Source organism: Bacillus sp. FSL W8-1127, from assembly GCF_038006725.1.
Taxonomy (GTDB): Bacteria; Bacillota; Bacilli; order Bacillales; family DSM-4216; genus Bacillus_O; species Bacillus_O smithii.
In genome coordinates, this window is sequence record NZ_JBBOVU010000001.1 from 664670 (window position 1) to 686685 (window position 22016).

At 41.5% G+C, this 22016-nt stretch carries 15 protein-coding genes, 2 pseudogenes and 1 riboswitch; of the genes and pseudogenes, 12 read left to right on the forward strand and 5 right to left on the reverse strand.

Annotated features, from left to right (window positions below):
- The first annotated feature begins 276 nt into the window (after window positions 1-276).
- Entirely contained in the window at window positions 277-2451 is a 2175-nt protein-coding gene (locus NST12_RS03125) for a DNA topoisomerase III (protein WP_048622692.1), read from the forward strand.
- A 211-nt stretch (window positions 2452-2662) separates the two neighbouring features.
- Window positions 2663-3571, forward strand: coding sequence for a homoserine O-acetyltransferase MetA (gene metA / locus NST12_RS03130; RefSeq protein WP_003353864.1), 909 nt, complete (start codon window positions 2663-2665; stop codon window positions 3569-3571).
- Window positions 3572-3778: 207 nt separating this feature from the next.
- Here the strand turns inward: metA and NST12_RS03135 are convergent, their stop codons facing one another.
- A complete protein-coding gene (locus NST12_RS03135; RefSeq protein WP_048622693.1) occupies window positions 3779-4222 on the reverse strand; it encodes a ferritin-like domain-containing protein in 444 nt (147 codons plus the stop codon).
- Between the two features lie 423 nt (window positions 4223-4645).
- Here NST12_RS03135 and NST12_RS03140 point away from each other — a divergent pair, with 423 nt between their 5' ends.
- The 10 genes and pseudogenes from NST12_RS03140 to NST12_RS03185 all read left to right on the forward strand — a co-directional run bounded on the left by NST12_RS03140 (window position 4646) and on the right by NST12_RS03185 (window position 14582).
- Window positions 4646-6154: a 4-hydroxyphenylacetate 3-hydroxylase family protein gene (locus NST12_RS03140; RefSeq protein ID WP_341100207.1), complete on the forward strand. Its 1509-nt coding sequence runs from the start codon at window positions 4646-4648 to the stop codon at window positions 6152-6154.
- A gap of 37 nt (window positions 6155-6191) precedes the next feature.
- Window positions 6192-6671 carry a flavin reductase family protein gene (locus tag NST12_RS03145; RefSeq protein ID WP_048622695.1) on the forward strand — a complete coding sequence of 160 codons (480 nt, stop codon included), beginning with the start codon at window positions 6192-6194 and terminating at the stop codon, window positions 6669-6671.
- Between the two features lie 216 nt (window positions 6672-6887).
- On the forward strand, window positions 6888-7325 hold the full coding sequence (locus NST12_RS03150) for a GlcG/HbpS family heme-binding protein (protein WP_341028513.1): 438 nt from the start codon (window positions 6888-6890) through the stop codon (window positions 7323-7325).
- Window positions 7326-7346: 21 nt separating this feature from the next.
- Entirely contained in the window at window positions 7347-8267 is a 921-nt protein-coding gene (locus NST12_RS03155) for a catechol 2,3-dioxygenase (protein ID WP_341028514.1), read from the forward strand.
- Between the two features lie 374 nt (window positions 8268-8641).
- Window positions 8642-9159 (forward strand): annotated as a pseudogene (locus tag NST12_RS03160) (2Fe-2S iron-sulfur cluster-binding protein); the annotation flags it as partial.
- 93 nt (window positions 9160-9252) lie between these two features.
- Window positions 9253-10797 (forward strand): helix-turn-helix domain-containing protein, encoded by a 1545-nt coding sequence (locus NST12_RS03165; protein ID WP_341102112.1) that lies wholly within the window; start codon window positions 9253-9255, stop codon window positions 10795-10797.
- A 102-nt stretch (window positions 10798-10899) separates the two neighbouring features.
- Entirely contained in the window at window positions 10900-11379 is a 480-nt protein-coding gene (rraA, locus tag NST12_RS03170) for a ribonuclease E activity regulator RraA (protein WP_048624374.1), read from the forward strand.
- A gap of 75 nt (window positions 11380-11454) precedes the next feature.
- Window positions 11455-12375, forward strand: a pseudogene (locus tag NST12_RS03175) (SDR family oxidoreductase); the annotation flags it as partial.
- A gap of 318 nt (window positions 12376-12693) precedes the next feature.
- Window positions 12694-14043 carry an oligosaccharide flippase family protein gene (locus NST12_RS03180; protein ID WP_003353856.1) on the forward strand — a complete coding sequence of 450 codons (1350 nt, stop codon included), beginning with the start codon at window positions 12694-12696 and terminating at the stop codon, window positions 14041-14043.
- 368 nt (window positions 14044-14411) lie between these two features.
- A complete protein-coding gene (locus NST12_RS03185; RefSeq protein WP_341100211.1) occupies window positions 14412-14582 on the forward strand; it encodes a hypothetical protein in 171 nt (56 codons plus the stop codon).
- Window positions 14583-14824: 242 nt separating this feature from the next.
- Here NST12_RS03185 and NST12_RS03190 read toward each other — a convergent pair whose 3' ends face one another.
- The 4 genes from NST12_RS03190 to NST12_RS03205 form a co-directional block, all read right to left on the reverse strand.
- Window positions 14825-15229 (reverse strand): thiol-disulfide oxidoreductase DCC family protein, encoded by a 405-nt coding sequence (locus tag NST12_RS03190; RefSeq protein ID WP_341100213.1) that lies wholly within the window; start codon window positions 15227-15229, stop codon window positions 14825-14827.
- Window positions 15230-15494: 265 nt separating this feature from the next.
- Window positions 15495-16061, reverse strand: a complete 567-nt coding sequence (locus NST12_RS03195) for a beta-class carbonic anhydrase (RefSeq protein ID WP_048622703.1) — start codon at window positions 16059-16061, stop codon at window positions 15495-15497.
- A gap of 439 nt (window positions 16062-16500) precedes the next feature.
- A complete protein-coding gene (gene metH / locus NST12_RS03200) occupies window positions 16501-19953 on the reverse strand; it encodes a methionine synthase (RefSeq protein WP_341028522.1) in 3453 nt (1150 codons plus the stop codon).
- Window positions 19928-21790: a bifunctional homocysteine S-methyltransferase/methylenetetrahydrofolate reductase gene (locus tag NST12_RS03205; protein ID WP_341028524.1), complete on the reverse strand. Its 1863-nt coding sequence runs from the start codon at window positions 21788-21790 to the stop codon at window positions 19928-19930. Before NST12_RS03205 ends, metH begins: the two co-directional genes overlap by 26 nt.
- Window positions 21791-21872: 82 nt before the next feature.
- Window positions 21873-21976, reverse strand: a riboswitch (SAM riboswitch).
- Window positions 21977-22016 lie beyond the last annotated feature (40 nt).

The window sequence follows — 22016 nt, forward strand, 5'->3', positions numbered from 1 at the left end:
CGGGATTCAGAAGCCGCCCAAGTCGGTCTATCTAAAGTTTGATGCTAAAAAAGAAGGTGCTGAACTGGAAGACTGCACTATGTAATGATGGCAAGGCGCTGTTGCCGAGAGGAGCATTTCGTTTTTCGAAGCTGATAAAAATTCTTAAGATATACGATTGCCATAAAGCATTGTTATAGGAGGACTTTCGTAAAATCTTGCTTCATTGTCTCCATGCTTGTTTGGTGGTATGATACATATACTATATCACTTTGACCGCAAGAAAGGATGCAATTCATGAAAACCTTGGTATTAGCAGAAAAGCCTTCGGTAGCGAGGGACATTGCGAGGGTTCTTAACTGTAAGAAAAAAGGAAACGGTTTTTTGGAAGGCAGCCATTACGTCGTCACTTGGGCTTTAGGTCATTTAGTGACGCTGGCTGATCCGGAAGTTTACCATGACCAATATAAAACATGGAGATTAGAAGATTTGCCGATTATGCCTGAAACATTGAAATTGGTCGTGATCAAAAAAACGGGCAAACAGTTTCAAACAGTGAAAACGCAGATGAATCGAAAAGATATAAAAGAGATTGTCATCGCAACGGACGCCGGTCGGGAAGGAGAGCTAGTCGCCCGATGGATTATTGAAAAAGCTCGAGTAAAAAAGCCGATAAAACGTTTATGGATTTCTTCTGTCACCGATAAAGCGATCAAAGAGGGGTTCCGGCATTTGCGGAACGGAAAAGATTATGAAAACTTATATGCTTCCGCTGTAGCTCGGGCAGAAGCGGATTGGCTTGTCGGAATCAATGCCACTAGAGCACTATCGACAAAATTTAATGCCCAGCTTTCTTGCGGACGTGTTCAAACACCGACGCTTGCCATGATTGCTCGCCGAGAAGAAGAAATCAAGTCATTCGTTCCAGAGCGATTTTTTGGCATCAAAGCGGTTACGGACCATTTTGCGTTGACATGGCAAGACTCTCGATCAAAAGATCAAAAGACGTTTTCCAAAGAAAAACGCGATGCCATTTTGGTGAAATTAGCCCGGAAAAAGGCAGAAATCATTTCTGTGAAAAAAACACATAAAAAAAGTTATCCGCCTGCATTGTATGATTTAACGGAATTGCAGCGCGACGCCCATAATAGATTCGGATTTTCAGCAAAAGAAACTCTTTCCGTTTTGCAGCGGCTTTACGAACGCTATAAACTGGTCACTTATCCACGGACGGATTCACGGTATTTATCAAGCGATATTGTGGGAACGTTGAAAGAGCGTGTGGATGCGGTCAGCGTCAGACCTTACTCCACTTTTACAGCACGGTTATTAGTTCGTCCGATCAAAGGCAACGCTTCTTTTGTAAATGACCAAAAGGTATCTGACCACCATGCTTTAATTCCGACAGAAGAAATGCCCAATTTGGATCAGCTAAGCGACAAAGAGCGGAAAATTTATGATTTGATTGTCAAACGATTCTTGGCGGTCCTGTACCCGCCGTTTGAATATGAACAAACATCGATTCAAGCACGTATTGGCGATGAGATCTTTACAGCCAAAGGGAAAAGAGTGCTTTCGATAGGCTGGAAAGAAATATATGGAAAAGAAATAGATGACGAAGAAGACGAAGATCAGCTGCTTCCGGAACTCCGTGAGGGAGAGTGGATTCCTGTCATCGATCTTCAGCCAACGGAAGGAGAAACCAAACCGCCTGCTCCGTTTAATGAAGGCACGCTTTTATCAGCGATGGAAAATCCGGCTAAATATATGGAAAACAAAAGAAAAGATTTGATTCAAACTCTTGGGAAGACAGGTGGATTAGGGACGGTTGCGACACGAGCGGATATTATCGAAAAGCTGTTTCATACTTTTTTAATTGAAAAGAAAGGAAAAGATATTCATATCACTTCAAAAGGAAAACAGCTTTTGGATCTTGTCCCTGACAAATTAAAATCGCCAGCCTTAACCGCCGAATGGGAGCAGAAACTAGAGGCGATTTCTAAAGGAAAGCTGTCGAAGCAAGCCTTTTTACGTGAAATCCGCACCTATGCCAAAGGTGTGACGTTAGAAATTAAACAGAGTGATAAGAAATTTAAACATGATAACCTGACAGGAAAAAAATGTCCAGAGTGCGGAAAGCTGCTTTTGGAAGTGAACGGGAAAAAGGGGAAAATGCTCGTTTGCCAAGACAGAACATGCGGATATCGAAAACAAATTTCCAAATTAACAAATGCGCGCTGTCCGCAATGCCATAAGCGACTAGAGCTCCGAGGAGAAGGCGAAGGGCAGCTCTTTGTCTGTATGAATTGCGGGTTTAAAGAAAAATGGGCGACCTTTAACGAAAGAAGAAAAAAAGAAAAACAAAATCAAGCTTCGAAAAAAGACGTGGCGCGTTATTTAAAAAATCAAGCAAAAGAAGAACCTGTCAATACCGCACTTGCGGATGCGTTAAAGAAGCTAAAACTGAAATGAAATAATGTGAAACGTGATTTCTCTTCTTAGATGGCTTTTTACGGAGAGATCACGTTTCGTTTCAGGTTTCGGCATACTCTTTTGTGTCTGAATATCAGGAGAAAAAGATCATGGACCTTTTTCCTATGATTCGAAAAAATCCTTTTCTTTCCCGTTTGGCTTTCTTGTATTATAATTTAGTGAAAGTACTCGAAACAGGAGGGTGTGCCGATTGCCTATTAATATTCCAAAAGAATTGCCAGCAAGAGAGATTTTAGAGAAAGAGAATATTTTTGTAATGGATGACGAAAGGGCTCGTACTCAAGATATACGGCCGCTTAATATTGTGATTCTGAACTTGATGCCGGAAAAAGAGAAGGCAGAGACACAGCTTCTGAGACTTCTGGGAAATACGCCGATTCAAGTCAATATTACCTTCTTACATACGGCCACACATAAATCCAAAAATGTAAGTAAGCATCATTTGGACCAGTTTTACACAACTTTTTCGAAAATTAAAAATCGTCGTTATGATGGGATGATTATTACAGGGGCCCCGGTAGAAACGATGGAATTCGAAGAGGTGAATTATTGGGAAGAATTAACGGAAATTATGGAATGGTCCAAAACCAATGTTACATCTTCACTGCACATCTGCTGGGGAGCACAGGCGGCTCTGTATTACCATTATGGTATTGAAAAGTTTGAATTACCCGAAAAATGTTTGGGTATTTATGAACATACCATACATTATCCGACTGTCAAACTTGTCCGCGGGTTTGACGACGTGTTTTCAGCTCCCCATTCTCGCTACACGGACGTTGAGAAACAGCAAATCTTAGAACATCCTGACTTGCTTCTGCTGGCGTCATCAGAAGAAGCTGGACCTCTTCTCATTATTTCGAAGGATGCGAAGCATATTATGATTACCGGACATTTGGAATATGAAACTGAAACGCTGGCGGAAGAGTATAAACGCGATATACAAAGAGGGATTGATATTCATATTCCGGAACATTATTTTCCTAATGACAATCCTAATAAACAGCCGCGCAATACTTGGCGTTCTCACGCTCATCTGCTTTTCTCCAATTGGCTGAACTATTATGTGTACCAAGAGACACCGTATATTTGGGAATAAAAAGAAATGTTCAAACGGTATGGCTTTTGTATCAATAACAGTAGAACTCCTGTTTATTGACAGCCATACCTTTTTATTTGGGTACGGATTTCGGCCATTATCATTGATTTAAGAATATGATCCATGATCGGTTGGAAATAACTTTCATCTACTGAAAGGTTAGCACGTTTCGCCCATTAAAAATATTACCGAAATGGATTAGAACGTCTATCCTTTATTCGTGACCAAAAAGTATAAAAACCAAACCGCATGATTTTGTTCATCTGCAGCTGCACGTCGAAACACTTCTTTTATATACGGATCCATACTTTTTTCCATTATATCCAGGTAAAAGTCGACTGTATTTTGTTCATCTTCCAAAGCATATTTTAATCCTTCCACATAGGTACTCGGACATTCTTCCGGTTTTTTTAGACTGGGCTGCTTGCCGGTCAGATGGATATATAACTGTGTAAATCGTTGATAATGTCTGACTTCATCGCTGCGAATTTCCAAAATTTTAGCTTTTTCCTTTTTTGTCGGAGCCATGTTGGCTAACTTGGCATAACATTGAATGGCGCTATATTGTCCATTTATGGCTTTTTCAATTTTTTGTACGAATTTGTCCACTTGTCTGTAAAGTCTGGTGGATGGATCGTTATTTGTGTCCATATAGACTACCTCCCCAACGTTTACTCCCTTTATACTATGGCGAATGTAAAAATGAGGTGAGTGTTTATATAAAATGTCTTTAAATGAAAAGCTGCCGGAAAGCATGACGATGGTACAGATAAACACTTTTTTAGAAAGGTTGAAAAGGTGGGGAAGATGATGCGTTCAGTGGTCCTCCACCATTTAAATCGGGAATGGTCATGTAAGTCCTTTTGGTTTGGCGCGCTGAACGATGACCGTTATTCAATGTTAATAGAATGGAATTGATAGGAAAAAATCCTTACACGTTGCTGTTTTAAAAACGGATTTTTTTAGTCAGCAAATGCTGTTGTTTCTATTTGTTTGAATGATTAAGATGAAATCAATACCAAGTTTTCTTGGCATACGAAAAAAATGATGAAAAAACAGGAGGAGTGAATCATTATGATGAATGGAAAAGAATACATGGAAAGTCTGAGAGACAACAGAGTGGTTTATTTAAACGGAGAAAAAATTGATGATGTAACGGAACATCCTGCTTACCAAAACTCAGCCCGATCGATCGCGCGGATGTATGATGCTCTTCATGACGAAAAACAGCAGCCGATATTGACGACGGTAACCGAAGAAGGAATCCGAACCCATAAATTTTTTAAAGAACCGAAAGATGCCGATGATTTAATTGGAGCAAGGGATGCGATCGCAGAGTGGTCTAAACTGAATTATGGATTTATGGGCCGAACACCGGACTATAAAGCCTCTTTTACTGCCAATTTACGAGCGTTTGCCGACTACTATGAAGGATTTGAAGATAGCGCCCGCCACTGGTACGAAAAAACCATAAAAGAAGTTCCGTTTATTAATCATACCATTGTGAATCCTCAAGTCGATCGTTCCAAACCTCTTCATGAAAATAAGAATGTATTTGTACGTGCCGTGAAAGAGCGTGATGACGGCATTGTTGTAAGCGGTGCCAAAATGGTAGGGACAGGTGCAGCTTTAACGCACTATAATTTTGTTTCCAACTACGGTCAAGATTTGGGGGATAACGATTACAGCCATGCTCTCATATTCTTTGTGCCAATGAATGCTCCCGGAGTCAAAATGATCAGCCGCCAGTCTTACGAGCTCGCAGCCAAAAAATCAGGATCGCCGTTTGACTATCCACTTTCAAGCCGCTTCGATGAAAATGATGCTGTGATTGTGCTTGATAATGTTTTCATCCCATGGGAGAACGTACTGACATACAACAATTTAAAAGTAACAAACGGATTTTTCGTTGAAACGGGATTTGTCAATCGCTTTACGTTCCAAGGATGCACTCGCTTTGCGGTAAAGCTGGATTTTATGGCCGGGCTTTTAATGAAAGCGACAGAAGCTGCCGGAACAAACAAATTCAGGGGCGTGCAGGCAAATATCGGAGAAGTGCTGGCATTCCGTAATATGTTTTGGGCCATTTCGACTGCGATGGCCGCCAATTGCGAACGAAAAAATGGAATTGTCGTTCCTAATTTATCGTATGGTGCCGCTTATCGTGTTCTCGCTCCAATGGTTTGGCCAAGGGTGAAACAGATTTTTGAACAGGTGGTTGCCGGAGGATTAATTCAATTGCCGTCTGGCGCCAATGACTTCTTAAATCCGGAAATCCGCCCGTATCTCGATCGTTATTATCGGGGATCAGGGATCAGCGCTGAAGAAAGAGTCAAATTATTAAAGCTGGTTTGGGATTCGATCTTAAGCGAATTTGGAGGCCGACATGAATTATATGAAATCAATTATGCCGGCAATCATGAGGCGATTCGTCTGGAAACGTTAAAAATTGCCGATGCGATCGGCGACTCTGCTAAGTTTAAATCGTTTGTCGATTCAGCGCTCAGCGACTATGATCTGAACGGTTGGGTCAATGAAACGTGGATGAATCCAAAACAAGCGGTGGAAACTAGGAATTTGTAAGTGAATCATTTTCAATTTATAGAAGGAGTGAATAGAAATGGATGATCGTTTGTTTCGCAATGCAATGGGCCAATTTGCTACCGGAGTGACGGTGGTGACGACGGAAATCGATCGGGAAATCCACGGAATGACGGCAAATGCCTTTATGTCTGTATCGCTCAACCCCAAGCTCGTGGTTATATCCATCGCAGAAAAAGCACAAATGCTTCGAAAGATCCAACAAACGAAACGGTATGCTGTGAATATTTTGGCGGAAGATCAACAATTATTGTCCATGAATTTTGCCGGCCAATTAAAAGAAAAGGCACCTGTAGAATTTGAAAGACTAGAAGATCAACCGGTAATCAAAGGGGCGGCAGCTCAAGTAGCTTGCAAAGTTGTGGATGAAGTGAAGGCGGGAGATCATATATTATTCATCGGAGAAGTGGTCGGAATAGTGGTCGAGGAGAAAGAGCCGCTGGTTTTCTGGAGTGGAAAATATCGAAAATTGGAAAATGAAATGGCGGCAAAGCGATAGGAAAGAATCTATTTCAATCGTATCTTACTTTTAAAACCAACAGAAGGATTTGAATAATCTGAAATATTTAAACAGTTTCTGCTGTTGTTTTCAAAACGATTAGACAGTAAAATATAATCGAATTAATATTTTGAATATTTTTAATATTTATAATTTTTTGTTCGCGATGGCTAATAGCATAAGGAACTTTGATATTCAAAAGGAAGTGGGGAAAGGATGACGGGATTTCTAGATGAAAAAAGAATCAGCAATGAACTGGCTTGGAATTTGATTCAAGCAGCGCAAAAAAAGGCAGAAGAATTACAAATTGCCGTCAATATTACGGTGGTGGATCAAGGCGGGAATCTCATCGCTTTTTCCCGCATGGATCGAGCGCCTATTTTAAGCATTAAAATCTCTCAAAATAAGGCGTATTCAGCCGCTGCGTTCGGGATTCCCACGCATGAATGGTATGAACAGCTTAAAGATGAGCCGAGTTTAAAACTAGGAATCGTTCATACTGAAAATCTCGTCATTTTCGGTGGTGGATACCCTATTTGGGTAGAGGGAAAGTTGACAGGAGCGATTGGAGTGAGCGGAGGTACAGAAGAGGAAGACCGATTGTGCTGTGAAGCCGCTTTAAACTTTTTAAGAGAATCAAGTTCCGTAAAATGAAGTTGGAAAGGAGAGAAAAAGATGAATGGAAATGGAATTATAAGATTAGGGAGACTGGAGCTTCGGGTTTATGATTTAGAAAAATCTGTGGATTATTATACGAATGTGATCGGTTTGGAAGTAACCGCTAGAGATGAAAACCGTGTGTATTTAAAAGCATGGGACGAATATGATCATCACAGCATTATTTTGCAAAAATCGGACTCTGCCGGCATGGATCATATGGGCTTTAAGGTGAAAGATGTTTATGAACTGGAAAAACTGGAGCATAAAATCGAACAATTCGGTTGTACACTTACTCGAGTGCCGAAAGGATCAAGGATAGCGGAAGGAGAAGCAGTCCGTTTTCAAATTCCGACCGGACATATGATGGAGCTCTACACAGATATGGAATTTGTCGGAGTCAAAACCGGTTCCGTCAATCCGGATCCATGGCCGGAAGGTTTAAAGGGAATTGCTCCTCATCGACTGGATCATGCGCTGCTAACAGGGGATGATTTGAAAACGGCTACAAGATTCTTTGCAGAGGTTCTTGGATTTAAACAAAGCGAGAGAATCATCAGCGTGGATGGAGAAGATTTAGTAGGAAGCTTTCTTTCCACGACCAATAAAGCCCATGATTTAGCTTTTGTGAAAGGGCCTGACGCCAAGTTCCACCATGCCGGATTTTATGTGGATAACTGGTATGAAGTGTTGAAAGCCGCTGATATTCTTTCAAAAAATGAAATCCAAATAGAAGTGATCCCGACTCGCCACGGCATTACTCGCGGCCAAACTGTATACTTTTTTGATCCGTCCGGAAACCGAAACGAAGCTTTTGCAAGCGGATACATGGCATATACTGATTTTCCAACGATTACTTGGACTGAAGACAAAATCGGCACAGGAATTTTTTATCATCGCCGTGAATTAGTAGAATCGTTCAACAAGGCCTTAACTTAAGTCAGGCACTCCGATCAATGAATGAATAGCAGCGATTGATTTTCGCATAAAATGCCGAGGAAAAAGAAAACAAAATGAAAGCGCTTAAAAAACGAGATATCCCTGATGAGGAAACCGGATGTCCATTTTATTCGGAGCTCACTATGGACGGTTGATGAATAACTGCCTGATAGTGGGCTGCTCGTTTTTTCGTCATAACTTCCCTTTATCCATTAAGTAAAAAGAAGAGATTCATCATATCCGGAGCGTTGGCTAAAAAGGATCGCATGCTCGTTGGTTGCGAATGATTTGAATCCATATGCGGACGATCATGTTCTGTTTAAATAGATGGAAAATCCGGAATAAAAAAGGGGTGGGAATAAATGCATCGAATTATGATTGGTGGAAAAACGTTTTTATGCCCTGAAGATAAAGATTTGCTGAAAGCGGCTCGTTCTCAAAGCGTTTATTTGCCATTTGGGTGTGCCAGCGGCGGCTGTGGTTTATGCAAAGTAAAAGTGTTAAAAGGCGACTATGAAGTCGATGTTTGCTCAAAAGACGCTTTATCTGATGAAGAACGCGAACAAGGGTATGCTCTTCTTTGCAAAACGTATGCGTACAGTCCTATAGAAGCTGAATTAGCTTTAAAAAGAAGGTGGAACAGGGTGATTGTGGAAAAAACGATTTTGGAAAAATTGAAGCTGAAATTGAAGAATGATTTGCTGTATATGGGCGAAAACCGCTCCATTATCGTCACTACAAAATCTTTTAGTTCTTTAAGGAAAGATTTAATTCGAAATATCGGATTGGAAAGAATGAAAGGATTTTTTTTCGCCACGGCTGGGAACTCGGCAAAGAAGATGCAAGAGAGTTAAAAAAATATGCTGACCATTCTTTGGAAGAGATTATACAGTATGGACCGTTTTTGCACTCGATGAAAGGGCATGTCGATGCGGAAACGCTCCATCTTCAAGCGAAAGACGAAAATGGACGGCGGGTCATTTTGATGGAGGGGATTTGGAAGAATTCTTTTGAAGCGGAGGACCATGTGCGTTTGTTTGGACCATCTAAATATCCGGTTTGTTTTACTCTAACGGGATACGCCAGCGGGTATGTATCCGAAGTAGTCGGAGAAATGGTGCTTTTTAAAGAAATCAGCTGTTTAGGGACTGGAGAAAAGGAATGCCGTTGGATGGGCAAAACGCTTTCTCACTGGGGAGAAGAAGAAAGTATGGAGATGCAACAATATTTAAATGACCCTCCCATAGTGAAAGAACTGGAACTCACATATGAAAAGCTTTTAGAAGAACGGAACCAATTAACGTTTGCAACAAAGGTTCATAATGAACTGACAAAAGAGATTATGAAAGGCAACGGGCTGGAATCGATTATTCAGAAAGTTTACGAGTTGGTGGGAATACCTATTGTATTAGAGAACATAAGTTTCCAGACTTTGGCTTATGAAGGGCTTTCTCCGGAATCTTTGGTGATCATATCGCATGAATTTTGTCAATATGTGAAGGATCATTATCATGGCCATTCCACTATCGATTTTCATCAAACGACAAAGGTCATTCCCTTTCATCATTATTTTCGGCTTACGGCCCCCGTTTTTTTGCAAGATCAAGTCTTTGGCTATTGTTCGTTTATTTTTTACGATCGCAGCCAGTATAACCCCACGATTGCGCAAATGGTGATTGAACGTGTGGCTTCTGTTTGTTCTCTAAGACTATTAAATGAAAAAACAGAATTTGAATCCTTTGAAAGATTAAAAGGATATTTTTTAGAAGAGATCATTAGCGGCCATCATCAATCGAAAGGAGATTTAATCACGAAAGGAAGCTTTATCCATCTTGATTTATCGCTCCCTTTTTATATCGGCGTGATCAAGTATAGATTTAAAAATGAACACAGCAATCTCGAACTCGAATATTATGCCAAAATAATGGAAGAAATATCTGAATTCTTTAACTTCCGCCGCTTAAATGTGTTAATCGGACAAAGAGCGAAAAGTATTGTGCTCCTTATTACGGAGGAACAATTGAAAAAAGATGATATTGAGGGACTCGTTCAGTCTTTGTTGAGATCGCTTTCTAATAGGTTTATCATGATCGAATTTTATGGAGGAATCAGCACGAAAACGAAAGATATTTTATGTGCAAGAGAAGCGTACAGAGAGGCTTTGGTGGCATTGAAAACGGCTACCAATCACGGCCGATTCGTTACGTTTGAATCACTTGGCGTTATCGGGCCGTTAATCAATTCCCATAACGAAGAAGAAATCAAAAAAATCGCTGTCCGATATTTAGGACAATTAATGGAAAACGATGATAAAAATGTCGAGCTAGTTCGTACTCTTTACTCTTTTTTAATAAATGGGGGGAATTTGGAACAAACGGCTGCTGATTTATCTTTATCCGTTAGCGGTTTAAGATACCGCATTCATAAAATTGAAACATTGCTTGATCAAGAACTTCGCGATCCCGTCGGCAATTTTCATCTTCTGCTGGCCATTCAAGCTCTTATGATCATGGGAGAATTAGAGATTTAATGTTTTTCTTGCTGATTGGCTTTTATTTTTTTGTCCATAAAAGGAATTTTCTCAAAAATGTCGAATTATAAAGAATATTACATAATTTTAGGGGTGAAGGAAATGACATTTAAAACAGCCGATCTTTGGGATGAGTTCAATGAAGAGCTGCAAGCATGCAAATTGGCCTTTCATTCTTATGGCAAAAAAAAGCGTTTTTCAGGCCCGATCGCAACGGTAAAGGTGTTTGAGGATAATGTTTTAGTGAAGGAAGCGCTTCAATCCGTTCCGAAAGGGAGTGTACTCGTAGTGGACGGGGGTGGCTCTCGGAACTGTGCTTTGTTGGGAGACCGCTTAGGTGAAATTGCCCAAAATCGTGAGCTTGCGGGTGTGATCATTAATGGCTGCGCGCGGGATACCGCCGATCTTGCCGAACTAGAAATTGGGGTTCTTGCAATAGGAAGCATTCCGGTGAAAAGTAAAAAAGAAGGAAAAGGGGAACGGGATATTGTTCTTCATTTCGGGGAAGTAGAATGGGTTCCAGGTCATTATGTGTATGCTGACGAAGATGGAGTAGTATTGTCTCCACGTCCGCTTGTATAAGGCTTCTTTTGGCGGTCACTCTTTTTCCGGTCGGTCATAAACTAAGATAACAGCCTATGGAATGGGGGATTGATGATGATGTACGGACATCCCTATGATCGCCGACTATTCAGTCCAGAAACGGATTGGAGAAGGAATAAGGGTGAAATATTCGGTATTCCGCCACAGCATCAGCCGATTCAGCCTGGCGTCGAATCGCTTATGATTCCGCGGCCAACGGTAGATGATCCGGATTATAGAGGAAGCGGGAAATTAAAGAATAAGACGGTGGTTGTCACCGGAGGCGACAGCGGAATCGGAGCGGCTGCGGCCATTGCGTTTGGAAAAGAAGGAGCGGATGTAGTCATCGCCTATTATGCTGAATATGAAAACGAAGACGCATTTCGTACAAAAAGAAAAATCGAAGAGTCCGGACGTCGCTGTCTTTTGATTCCGGGAGATTTGAAAAATGAAAGGCATTGCCGCGAAGTAATCGGTAAAGCGGTTGATGCGTTTGGAAAACTTGATATTTTAGTCAATAACCATGCTGTTCAATTTCCGCAGAATAGCCTTCTTGATATAACGTCGGAACAATGGGATTTGACGTTTAAAACAAATATTTATTCTTTTTTTTTTTATTTAACAAAAGCGGCGCTGTATTATTTGAAAAGAGGAAGCTCCATTATCAATACAGCCTCTGTGGTTGCGTATGAAGGAAACGATCTTTTGCTGGATTATACGGCTTCAAAAGGAGCGATTGTAGGATTTACACGGGCCCTTGCCAAAAATTTAGTTCGAAAAGGGATTAGAGTGAATGCGGTTGCTCCCGGACCAATTTGGACACCGTTGATCCCTTCCAGCTACTCGGCGGAATATGTGGCGACCAAATTTGGAAAAGACACGACGATGGGTCGACCTGGCCAGCCTTTTGAATTAGCGCCCGCTTACGTCTTTTTGGCATCCGATGATTCCAGTTATGTGACAGGTCAAGTGGTCCATGTCAATGGCGGGTATTATAACGGGATCATAAACCTTTACTGTGAAACAAAACTGAAGAAAGTGGGAAGTCCGCTGAAATGCGGGCTTTCTTTTTTGTGTATTAGACATCAGGAAGATTATCCGTTTGTTTTTTATACACTTTCACACCAAAGAGTAGCAGTTGGTTCAAAAATAGAACCATTTGTGAATATTCGATTTCATATGTATTAAAAGCGAAAGGGGCCACTACACAACTTTCTTCGGATCATAGATTGATAGATTTTGGACAGCTGTTCTTTTTTTCTATTTGCGGTCATATGTTCAATAGTGGACAGGGGTTAGAGAAGGAGAGGACGTATGACTTCATTTTTTAAAGGAACATTGATCCTGGCAGTGACAGCATTTTTTGGGGAGACGCTTGAATTTTTAACGAATATGGTGTTGACAAAAGAACTTGGTGAAATTGGGATGGGGAAATACATGGCGATTTTGCCTTCCGTATTTCTTTTTGTCGTAATTGCCAGCTTAGAACTGCCTGTTTCTGTTTCCAAATATATTGCGGAACTACAGAGGGAGTATCATAGGAGTACTCTCCAGCATGCCATGAGACTGGCGACGGTTACCACCAGTGTTTTAATGCTGTCCGCTGTGATTGTTTTTACGTTTTTTCCCGTTTTTCACGGTTACCATCCGATGATTCGTTGGCTGACGCTTATTCTCATTCCCGTTATTTCCTTTACTTCTGTTGCAAGAGGATATTTCATGGGAATACAGCAAATGAGAAAGATTGCGTTCGCCAATTTTGTGCGAAAGTTTTTTCAGCTGCTATTGCTGGTCGTTGTATACCGCTTTTTTGATTTTGATCGGGAAACATCGATATTAGTAGCGTTGGGAACATTGATAGCCAGTGAAATAGTGGTGTTTTTATATCTTATGCGTGCCTATGTTCTCTACATGAGGCAGATGAAAAATATTCCTTATAAAGAAATGGCGAGAAAAACCGTTACCAAAAAGTTATTGGGAATTTCATTGCCGACTACGGGGATGCGCATTTTTAATTCGGTGATTAATGCCATTCAGCCTTTTCTCATTTCATATGCTTTAATGTTGGGAGGTGTTGAAGAGAAAACGGCTACGGCACAATTCGGTATGGTGGCTGGAGTTGCGTCGACGATCGGTTTTTTTCCCGCTTTTATCGCTCATTCTTTGCTCGTCATGCTCGTTCCGACTGTTTCCGAAGCATATACTAGAGGGGAAATCGGCAAATTGCAAGGACTATTGAAACATGTTATTGTCATCACTATGCTGTACGGATTGGCTGTATCGTTTGTTTTGTATTTTTACGGCGGAGCGTTAACGAAACTATTTGGCACTTCTTTGCTGGCTTATTACTACTTGCAGTTGATGATCCCTTATTTTTTATTTTTTTATTTGGCGATCCCTATGCAGGCTTTTTTAATTGGCATGAATTTAGTGAAAGACGCATTTTATCATTCGGTATGGTCAACACTCATTTCCAATTTATTTATTTTTTGGCTTGGATCAAACAGTCACTTGCAGATGGCCGGAGTCATTATCGGCATGAATATTGAAGCAGTATTGCTTGCTTTTCTTCATTACACCACCATATATAAAAAGCTGCACATTTCTTTTTCAAAAAAGCAAAGTTCTCTTTCCGAAATGAACTGGGGCAACAGAAGAGCCTAGCTGTTTGTTGGGCAAAAAATCGATTGAAAACAAGCTTGATCTACCTCGTTTTCTGTCTTCCGTGTAAGGAATGTTTTCATCATTTTTCCTAAACGGTTGGCCTTTTGCATAGATGGGTGGATCCTGTTGACAGAATAGGATTCAATCAATTTCTGATTTTGTGGTTTTCTCATGAGAAGTTGAAAGGAATTCCTGAATGAAATCGATTTGGTTCTGGAAAACAAGAACAAGGAAAGCCGAGTTTGGTATTAATAAAAATGAAATCGGCTTCCCGTATAGTTTCTTCACATACTCTTTATGTTTCTTGATGATTCAGGAATTTTATCTATGCGTGAAGCATCACTGGAATTGAGCACTTGGCGGAGTTCATGGAACAGAAAGCTGCCGAAAAAGCCGATGAAAATGACGATAAAGCCAATGACCGTAAACCACATAAACGCCATGCCGCGTCGCTCCTTTCGAAAGATAATGGGGGGATATCTAACGTTATTTTACATGAATTTCCTGCCGGTTTGGGATTGAAAATTATTTTCGATTAGTTACTAAATTACTAAAAAATAAAAAGAATGTTTTCAAAGCACTCATTTTGGATCCGGCTGGGGTAACAAGAAAAGCATTTGAAAAAGGAATGATAAATATTTAGGAGAAACGTCAACCTATAGCGGATGGTTCTTTTGGGTAAAAGGCCAATTAAACATTCCGAATAATTTAGGAAAAGAATAATCATCAATAAAACGCCGATTCGAAATACTACCGACATGAAGAGATGGGGGAGGTTTATTTAAGCGTCTCCTTTAGAGGGTCTTTCGCAAACGTCGCCATGGCAAAGCGAATCTGGAACGATTTTTCTTTTTTTGGCGATCTTTTTGTACGCCCATTCGCCTAATCCGCTAGCCTTCAGAATATAGAAAAATGGAAGAAATAACCATAAAGATGGCGTTCTTTTGGCCATTAGCCAAAATGCGTCAAACCCTTTTACATATCGAAAATCGTTTTTCAGCCGAGCATGCATTTCTGTCGCCAGTTTATCAAGCGCAATATGTTCCTGTTGATAATGATCGCGAAAGGACCGAAATTCGATTAACGAGAACCAATCAAGTTTGGACCATTTATCGGCAACACCAGTGCAAAGTCCGCACCAGCCGTCGTACAATACGACGATTTTCCAGCGGTCTTTCAAAACCATGAGGATCGCTCTCCTTCAATTGATAGCTGTCCTTGGATTTCCATAAACACAATGTCTCCAAACATGGAGCTGATTGATTAAGACTTTTTCTTGAGCTTCTTTCTCTTTAGGATAACATATTTTGGTGAACAAATGGATCGAAATGGTTGATCTGTAAGAGAGCGGATTGAAACCTAAACAGCCGGAGAAAGATCCCCGACTGCCAACCATTTATTTTGAAAAACGCTGAGGCAAATGGTTATTCGAATAAAAGAGCTGCTTCTGTTCAAACATTTTCGTAGCCGTTAATAATCAAATCTAGTTTTCCTGTTGATGGATCAATGGCTAGTCCGTGAACAGGAATATCATTTGCAAACAACGGGTGCCGTTTAATCATATGTACGCTTTCCGATACGCTTTTTTCTACGCTTTCAAACCCGTTCAACCAGTGATCAAGATCGATTCCAGCGTGTTTTAATGTCGAGAACGTTTCTTCTTTAATGCCGCGTTCTTTCATATCCGCCAAGATGGTTTTGCTTTTTAATGCACCCATTCCACAATCGTAATGGCCGATCACGAATACTTCATCCGCTTGCAGTTCGTAAACAGCTACTAGTAAGCTTTTCATGACCATTCCGAAAGGTTCGTCTACAAGAGCGCCGGCACTGCGCACCATTTTGACATCGCCGTTTTTTATGTTCAGCGCTTTCGGAAGCAGTTCTACTAAACGTGTATCCATACAAGTTAAAATGACGCACCGCTTATTTGGGAATTTGGATGTTTCGTATTTTTTGTATTCTTTATTTTCAACAAACTTCTCGTTAAATGATAGAATGTCATCCAATAATGACATAATGAACCCCTCCCGGTTATGATTTGATACTCTTTTATTTTAGCGGAAATAAAAAGGAATGAATAGTTTTCGTGAATGAACGGGAAAAAAGGGGGGAATGTTCCTAAGGTAGGGAAGCGGAAAAGAAGTTTTGGGTTTGTGAAAAAAAGACGAATATGCGGCCATGTTCATTAAGAAAACAGCTCCGGAAACTACCGGAAGCTGTTTCTTTTACAAATTTTCATTTTGCTGGCCGATTTCTGATCTGCCGATTAGTTCATTGGCAGCTTCTTGATCCGAATGCTCATTGACGGAGTCTCCCGGAGCGTATTCATTGATATCAGAATGGATGCCATTTGCCGGCTGTTTAGGGATAAGAGGATGATCCTTGCGCCTTGCCTTTCGCCATTTATTCCCAACTCCTTTTCTTTTTAATATGGAGAAAAGAGGCGGGAAATATTCATGATTCTACATTAAAGTAGCGGGCATCCGGATGGGCGAAAACAATCGCAGACACGGAAGCTTCCGGTTCCATCATATAGCCGTCGGTTAAACGTATTCCTATTTCTTCCGGTTGAAGTAGGCTAAATAATTTCTTTTGATCTTCTAAATTCGGACAGGCCGGATAACCAAAAGAATAACGTTGTCCTTGATATTTGGCCGCAAATCTGTCTCTCATAGTAAAATCAGTTGGATCCGGAAATCCCCAGAAATCACGCATTTCTTGGTGAAGGCGTTCGGCAAACGCTTCTGCCAGTTCCAACGCTGTCGCCTGCAGCGCATGGCTTGCTAAAAATTTTCCTTTTGCTTTCCATTCATTCGCTTTATCACGAACACCAAATCCGGCGCTGACGACGAACAAACCGACATAATCCATCAATCCGCTTTCTTTTGGTTTTAAATAATCGGCAAGACAAAGATACGGTTCTTTCTTTTGACGAGGGAAGGAAAAACGTTCTATCACCGTCTTTTGATCGGCGGGATCATAAATGATCACATCATTTCCATCCGATTGGGCCGGGAAAAACTGATACATTCCCTTAGGTTTTAAAATACCTGAGAAAAGAAAATCATCGATCATTTCCATTAACGCCGTTGCTTTTTCGTCGCCTTGCGCAAGCATTTTGTCTACTTTTCCTTTCAAACCAAGATGGTGGCCGATCAATGTTTGCAAGTTAATGTAAGGCTTCAAATACGCAATGGGATAATCAACGAAAAGATGTTTTTTCGTGTCTCTTGGCACAAAGACCGGTACATCTTGACGCACCGTTTTATTTGTCTTTTCCATGACCGCAACAGCGGCTGATTGAATGGATGTTTTTTTCCGTTCCGTTTCTGCTCTTTTGACTTGCTGGGCTTCAAGCTCCAATAAAAGATCTTGCTTTTCTTCTTCATTTTGCAGACGGTTGGCAAGAGAAAGGCCTTCCATGGCATCTTTCGCGTATAAAACGGGTCCTTCGTATTCAGGCGATATTTTCGTTTCGGTAAAACGTCTGGAAAGTGCTGCACCGCCGACTAGCACCGGTACGTTGATTCCAGCTTGCTTCATATCCTGAACGGTCATCACCATTTGTTGGGCAGATTTTACGAGCAAACCGGAAAGACCGACAATGTCGGGTTGTTCTTTTTGAACAGCTTGAATGAGTTCAGAAGGAGCTACTTTAATACCTAAGTCGATGACTTTAAAACCGTTGTTGCTTAAGATGATGTCGACTAAATTTTTGCCGATGTCATGGACATCGCCTTTAACGGTGGCCAGCAAGACTTTTCCTTTTCCGCTGTCATTGTCTGATTTCTCCATGAACGGTTCTAAAAAGGCAACGGCTGCTTTCATTACTTCAGCGCTTTGCAATACTTCAGCGACAATCAACTGGTTGTCATTAAAAAGACGGCCGACTTCCGCCATTCCGTCCATCAATGGTCCGTTGATGATGTCCAGAGGCGTTTCAAAGATTTCAAGCGCTTTTTGTAAATCAGGAATAAGACCTTCCTTTGTACCTTCGACTATATAATAGCGAAGACGTTCTTCTACTGTTTTCGGAAGTTCTTGAACTTTATGTTCCTTCTTTTTGTCACGGTAAAATGCGGTAAAAGCAGCCAGTGTGTCATCATTGGTTTCAAACAGCAGTTTTTCGGCCAGATGTCTTTCATCTTCCGGAATAGATGCATAGCGCTCCAGCTTTTCGGTATTGACGATGGCGTAATCTAACCCCGCCTGGGTGCAATGGTAGAGAAAAACGGCGTTTAATACTTCTCGTCCGACGGGAGGAAGGCCGAAAGAGACGTTGCTGATGCCAAGAACGGTCAAGCAGCGCGGCAGTTTTTCCTTGATTAGCCTGATTCCTTCGATCGTTTCCTGTGCTGATCCTATATATTGTTCATCCCCGGTTCCCACGGGAAAAACTAACGGATCAAAAATGAGATCTTCCGGTTGAAGTCCCCATTTATGAACTAATAAATCATAAGATCGTTCAGCGATTTCTAATTTTCGTTCTCTTGTCACGGCCATTCCTTTTTCGTCAATGGTGCCGACCACCACCGCTGCACCGTATTTTTTGATCAGAGGAACGACTTTTTCAAATCGTTCTTCGCCGTCTTCCAAATTGATCGAGTTGATGATCGCTTTGCCTTGTGAATAGGTAAGGGCTTTTTCGATGACTTTTTCATCTGTGGAATCGATGACAAGCGGGACTTTTACTTTTTTAACTACTTCTTTTATAAAATTTTCCATATCGCTTAGTTCGTCTCGATCCGGATTGGCAAGACAGATATCGATTACGTGGGCGCCGCCTTTGACTTGGGCGCGGGCAATTTCGGACGCTTCTTCATATTTTCCTTCGATAATCAGCCGCTTGAACTTTCTAGAACCAATGACATTCGTTCTTTCACCGATAAAAAGAGGCCTCATCGAATCATCATAAATAAGTGGTTCGATGCCTGATACGGCATGGCCGTGGGGCTGATTCGGCCGTTTTCGGGGCGGGTATGGTTTGACGGCTTCGCTGATCGCTCGAATATGCTCTGGTGTCGTTCCACAGCAGCCGCCCACTAGATTTAGCCATCCTTTCTCAGCAAAACCGGCAATTTTTTTGGATAAGGATTCTGGAGTTTCGTGATATTTTCCTTCTTCATCCGGCAATCCCGCATTTGGATAACAGCTGACAAATGATTGAGCCAGCCCGGAGAGCGAACGGATATGGTCCGTCATAAATTCCGGTCCTGTTGCACAGTTCAATCCAACAGACAAAGGGTTCATATGCTCTAAAGAGAGATAAAAAGCTTCGATGTTTTGGCCGGCCAATGTAGTCCCCATTGGTTCTATCGTGCCTGAAATCATCAAAGGAAGAGTTTTCCCCGTTGCTTTAAAAGCTCTTTGGATGCCGAGAAAACCGGCTTTCACGTTGAGCATATCTTGGCTGGTTTCAAGAAGGAGAAGGTCGCAGCCGCCGTCAATCAGACCTCTTGCTTGGATTTCAAAATGATGGCTGAGCGATTCAAAATCGATGCCGCCGGTTACAGATAACGTTTTGGTCGTAGGCCCCATAGCACCAGCCACAAAACGCGGCTTTTCCGGTGTTGAAAATTCGGCGGCAGCTTTTTTGGCGATTTCGGCTGCCCGGCGGTTAATTTCATAAGCTCTATCGCCGAGATTGTATTCATTCAGAACAAGCGGTGTTCCGCCAAATGAGTTGGTTTCAATAACATCGGCACCGGCTTCCAAATAAGAGCGGTGAATCCATTCAACCACGTGAGGGGCTGTGATGTTTAAATATTCATTACAGCCATCATACTGCTCGCCTCCGAAATCGTTCGGTGTAAGGCCGGCTTGCTGAATCATAGTTCCCATTGCTCCATCGATGATGAGGATTCTTTTTTCTAGTTCGTGTTCAATTGGATGTTGTAATTTCGGCATGTACAGTCTCTCCCTTTTTTGCATCTTGTTCCCGAATATAGCGAGCCAAATCGGCTGTCATTTCATAACGAAGGAAAGGAGTAATGAGATAAATTCCGTTAAAATACCGAAGAGCAGTATCGATTAATTCTTTTGCGATCTCAATCCCCGTTTGCTGGGATTTTTCTTTATCTCCGTCGAATGCTCTCATTCGTTCTATAATTTCATCGGATAATTTTATGCCTGGCACTTCATTATGCAAAAATTCTGCGTTTTTGAGGCTTGTTAATGGCATAATTCCGATGAAAATAGGGACATTTAAATGTTTCGTTGCTTCGTAAATTTCTTTTATTTTTTCCTTTGTAAAAACCGGCTGTGTGATAAACGAATCGGCTCCGCATTCTATTTTTCTTTCCATCCGTTTGACTGCTTTTTCCAGTACGCGGACATTCGGATTAAAAGCAGCGGAAACGGAAAAATGAGTTTTTTGTTTTAATGGTTTCCCGGAAAAAGAAATCCCGTTGTTCAATTGCTTAATTAATGAAATCAGTTCCAAACTGGAAACGTCGTATACGCTTGTGGCACCGGGAAAGTCACCCACTTTTGTCGGATCGCCTGTAATGACAAGAATATCATGAATACCTAGGGTGTGGAGGCCCATCAAATGCGATTGCAGTCCTATTAAATTGCGATCTCGGCAGGTTATATGTACGAGCGGGCGAATACGCTGGTTGGCCTTTACTAAAGCTGCCATTGCCATGTTGCTGATCCGCGGTGAAGCCAACGAATTATCGGCCATTGTAATCGCGTCGATTCCGACTTCTTTAAGTACTTGAGTCCCTTGAAAATATTGAAAAGTATCCAAATGTTTCGGAGTATCCAATTCTACGATAATCGTCCGTTTTTTCTTCGCTAGTTCGTGAAGAGGGGGATCGAGCGGTGCCGGTGGTTCTTTTACAATGATCGGTTTTTCGGGTTTCACCGATTTTTGATGAATGGGAGAAAGACCTGATAATGCTTTTTTGACGGCTTCAATATGTTTCGGCGTTGTGCCGCAGCATCCCCCGATAAGACGGACTCCTTGATTGCGCAATTTTACCGCCGCTCTTCCGAAATACTCGGCTTCCGATTCGTAGATCACTCGGCCGTCTTTCACATCCAGCAGGCTGGCGTTAGGATAAGCGGAAAGATACGCTTTTTTGGGCAATGTAGCTTTTTCAAGTGCTTGTATCATATGGTAAGGTCCAAGTCGACAGTTCACACCCACCAGATCTGCCCCGTGATCTTCCAAACGGTGGAGAGCTTCATTCAGAGATAGACCGTTTTGAAGGACACCGGGTTCATGCATGGACACTTGAGCGATAATTGGAATGTTTGTTAATTTTCGAGCTATTTTTAAGACGGTTGTCAATTCTTCAAAGTCATAGTAAGTTTCGAGAAGCAGTCCGTCTGGATTTTCATTCAATAAACTTTCTGCCTGTTCTAGGAAGGCCTCTTTTATATCAGCCAGTGAGCAGGTATCTTTACGGAAGCCGCGAATGCCCCCAATTGTACCGAAAACAAACGTTCCATGATCAGCCGCTGCTTGTTTGGCAAGACGGACAGCCGCTTTATTTATTTGTTTGACGTTTTCTTCCAGTCCGTAACGACGCAGTTTTACAGCGTTGGCACTGTAAGTATTGGTTTGGATGACATCGGCCCCGGCAAGAATATACTCTTCATGTATTTTTGAAATGATTTCTGGCTTGGCAATATTCAATTCTTCATAACAATAGTCAATTCCATATGAATAGAGGAGCGTGCCCATTGCGCCATCGGCTGTTAAAATCTCTGTTTTCAATCGATCCAAAAATCCCATGCGTATTCCTCCTCTCATTACGGATAAAATGAAAAAAGCCTTCCGTAAGAAGGCTTTTGATGGATGATGTCCAAAATGATCCTTCTTATCTTCCAAACTCGAAAGTTTGCTGGATTTAGCACCTGGCCAATTCGGCTGGTTGCTGAGGATTCATCGGGCCAGTCCCTCCACCTCTCTTGATAAGAAATCTATGAAATTTTTTTCGTATTTTCAGATTTATTAAATT

Coding starts and splice junctions, on each gene's coding strand:
- NST12_RS03125 (WP_048622692.1), top strand. CDS start 277: ATGAAAACCTTGGTATTAGCAGAAAAGCCTTCGGTAGCGAGGGACATT.
- NST12_RS03135 (WP_048622693.1), bottom strand. CDS start 4,222: ATGGACACAAATAACGATCCATCCACCAGACTTTACAGACAAGTGGAC.
- NST12_RS03140 (WP_341100207.1), top strand. CDS start 4,646: ATGATGAATGGAAAAGAATACATGGAAAGTCTGAGAGACAACAGAGTG.
- NST12_RS03145 (WP_048622695.1), top strand. CDS start 6,192: ATGGATGATCGTTTGTTTCGCAATGCAATGGGCCAATTTGCTACCGGA.
- NST12_RS03150 (WP_341028513.1), top strand. CDS start 6,888: ATGACGGGATTTCTAGATGAAAAAAGAATCAGCAATGAACTGGCTTGG.
- NST12_RS03155 (WP_341028514.1), top strand. CDS start 7,347: ATGAATGGAAATGGAATTATAAGATTAGGGAGACTGGAGCTTCGGGTT.
- NST12_RS03165 (WP_341102112.1), top strand. CDS start 9,253: ATGGAGGGGATTTGGAAGAATTCTTTTGAAGCGGAGGACCATGTGCGT.
- rraA (WP_048624374.1), top strand. CDS start 10,900: ATGACATTTAAAACAGCCGATCTTTGGGATGAGTTCAATGAAGAGCTG.
- NST12_RS03180 (WP_003353856.1), top strand. CDS start 12,694: ATGACTTCATTTTTTAAAGGAACATTGATCCTGGCAGTGACAGCATTT.
- NST12_RS03185 (WP_341100211.1), top strand. CDS start 14,412: ATGGAACAGAAAGCTGCCGAAAAAGCCGATGAAAATGACGATAAAGCC.
- NST12_RS03190 (WP_341100213.1), bottom strand. CDS start 15,229: ATGGTTTTGAAAGACCGCTGGAAAATCGTCGTATTGTACGACGGCTGG.
- NST12_RS03195 (WP_048622703.1), bottom strand. CDS start 16,061: ATGTCATTATTGGATGACATTCTATCATTTAACGAGAAGTTTGTTGAA.
- metH (WP_341028522.1), bottom strand. CDS start 19,953: ATGCCGAAATTACAACATCCAATTGAACACGAACTAGAAAAAAGAATC.
- NST12_RS03205 (WP_341028524.1), bottom strand. CDS start 21,790: ATGGGATTTTTGGATCGATTGAAAACAGAGATTTTAACAGCCGATGGC.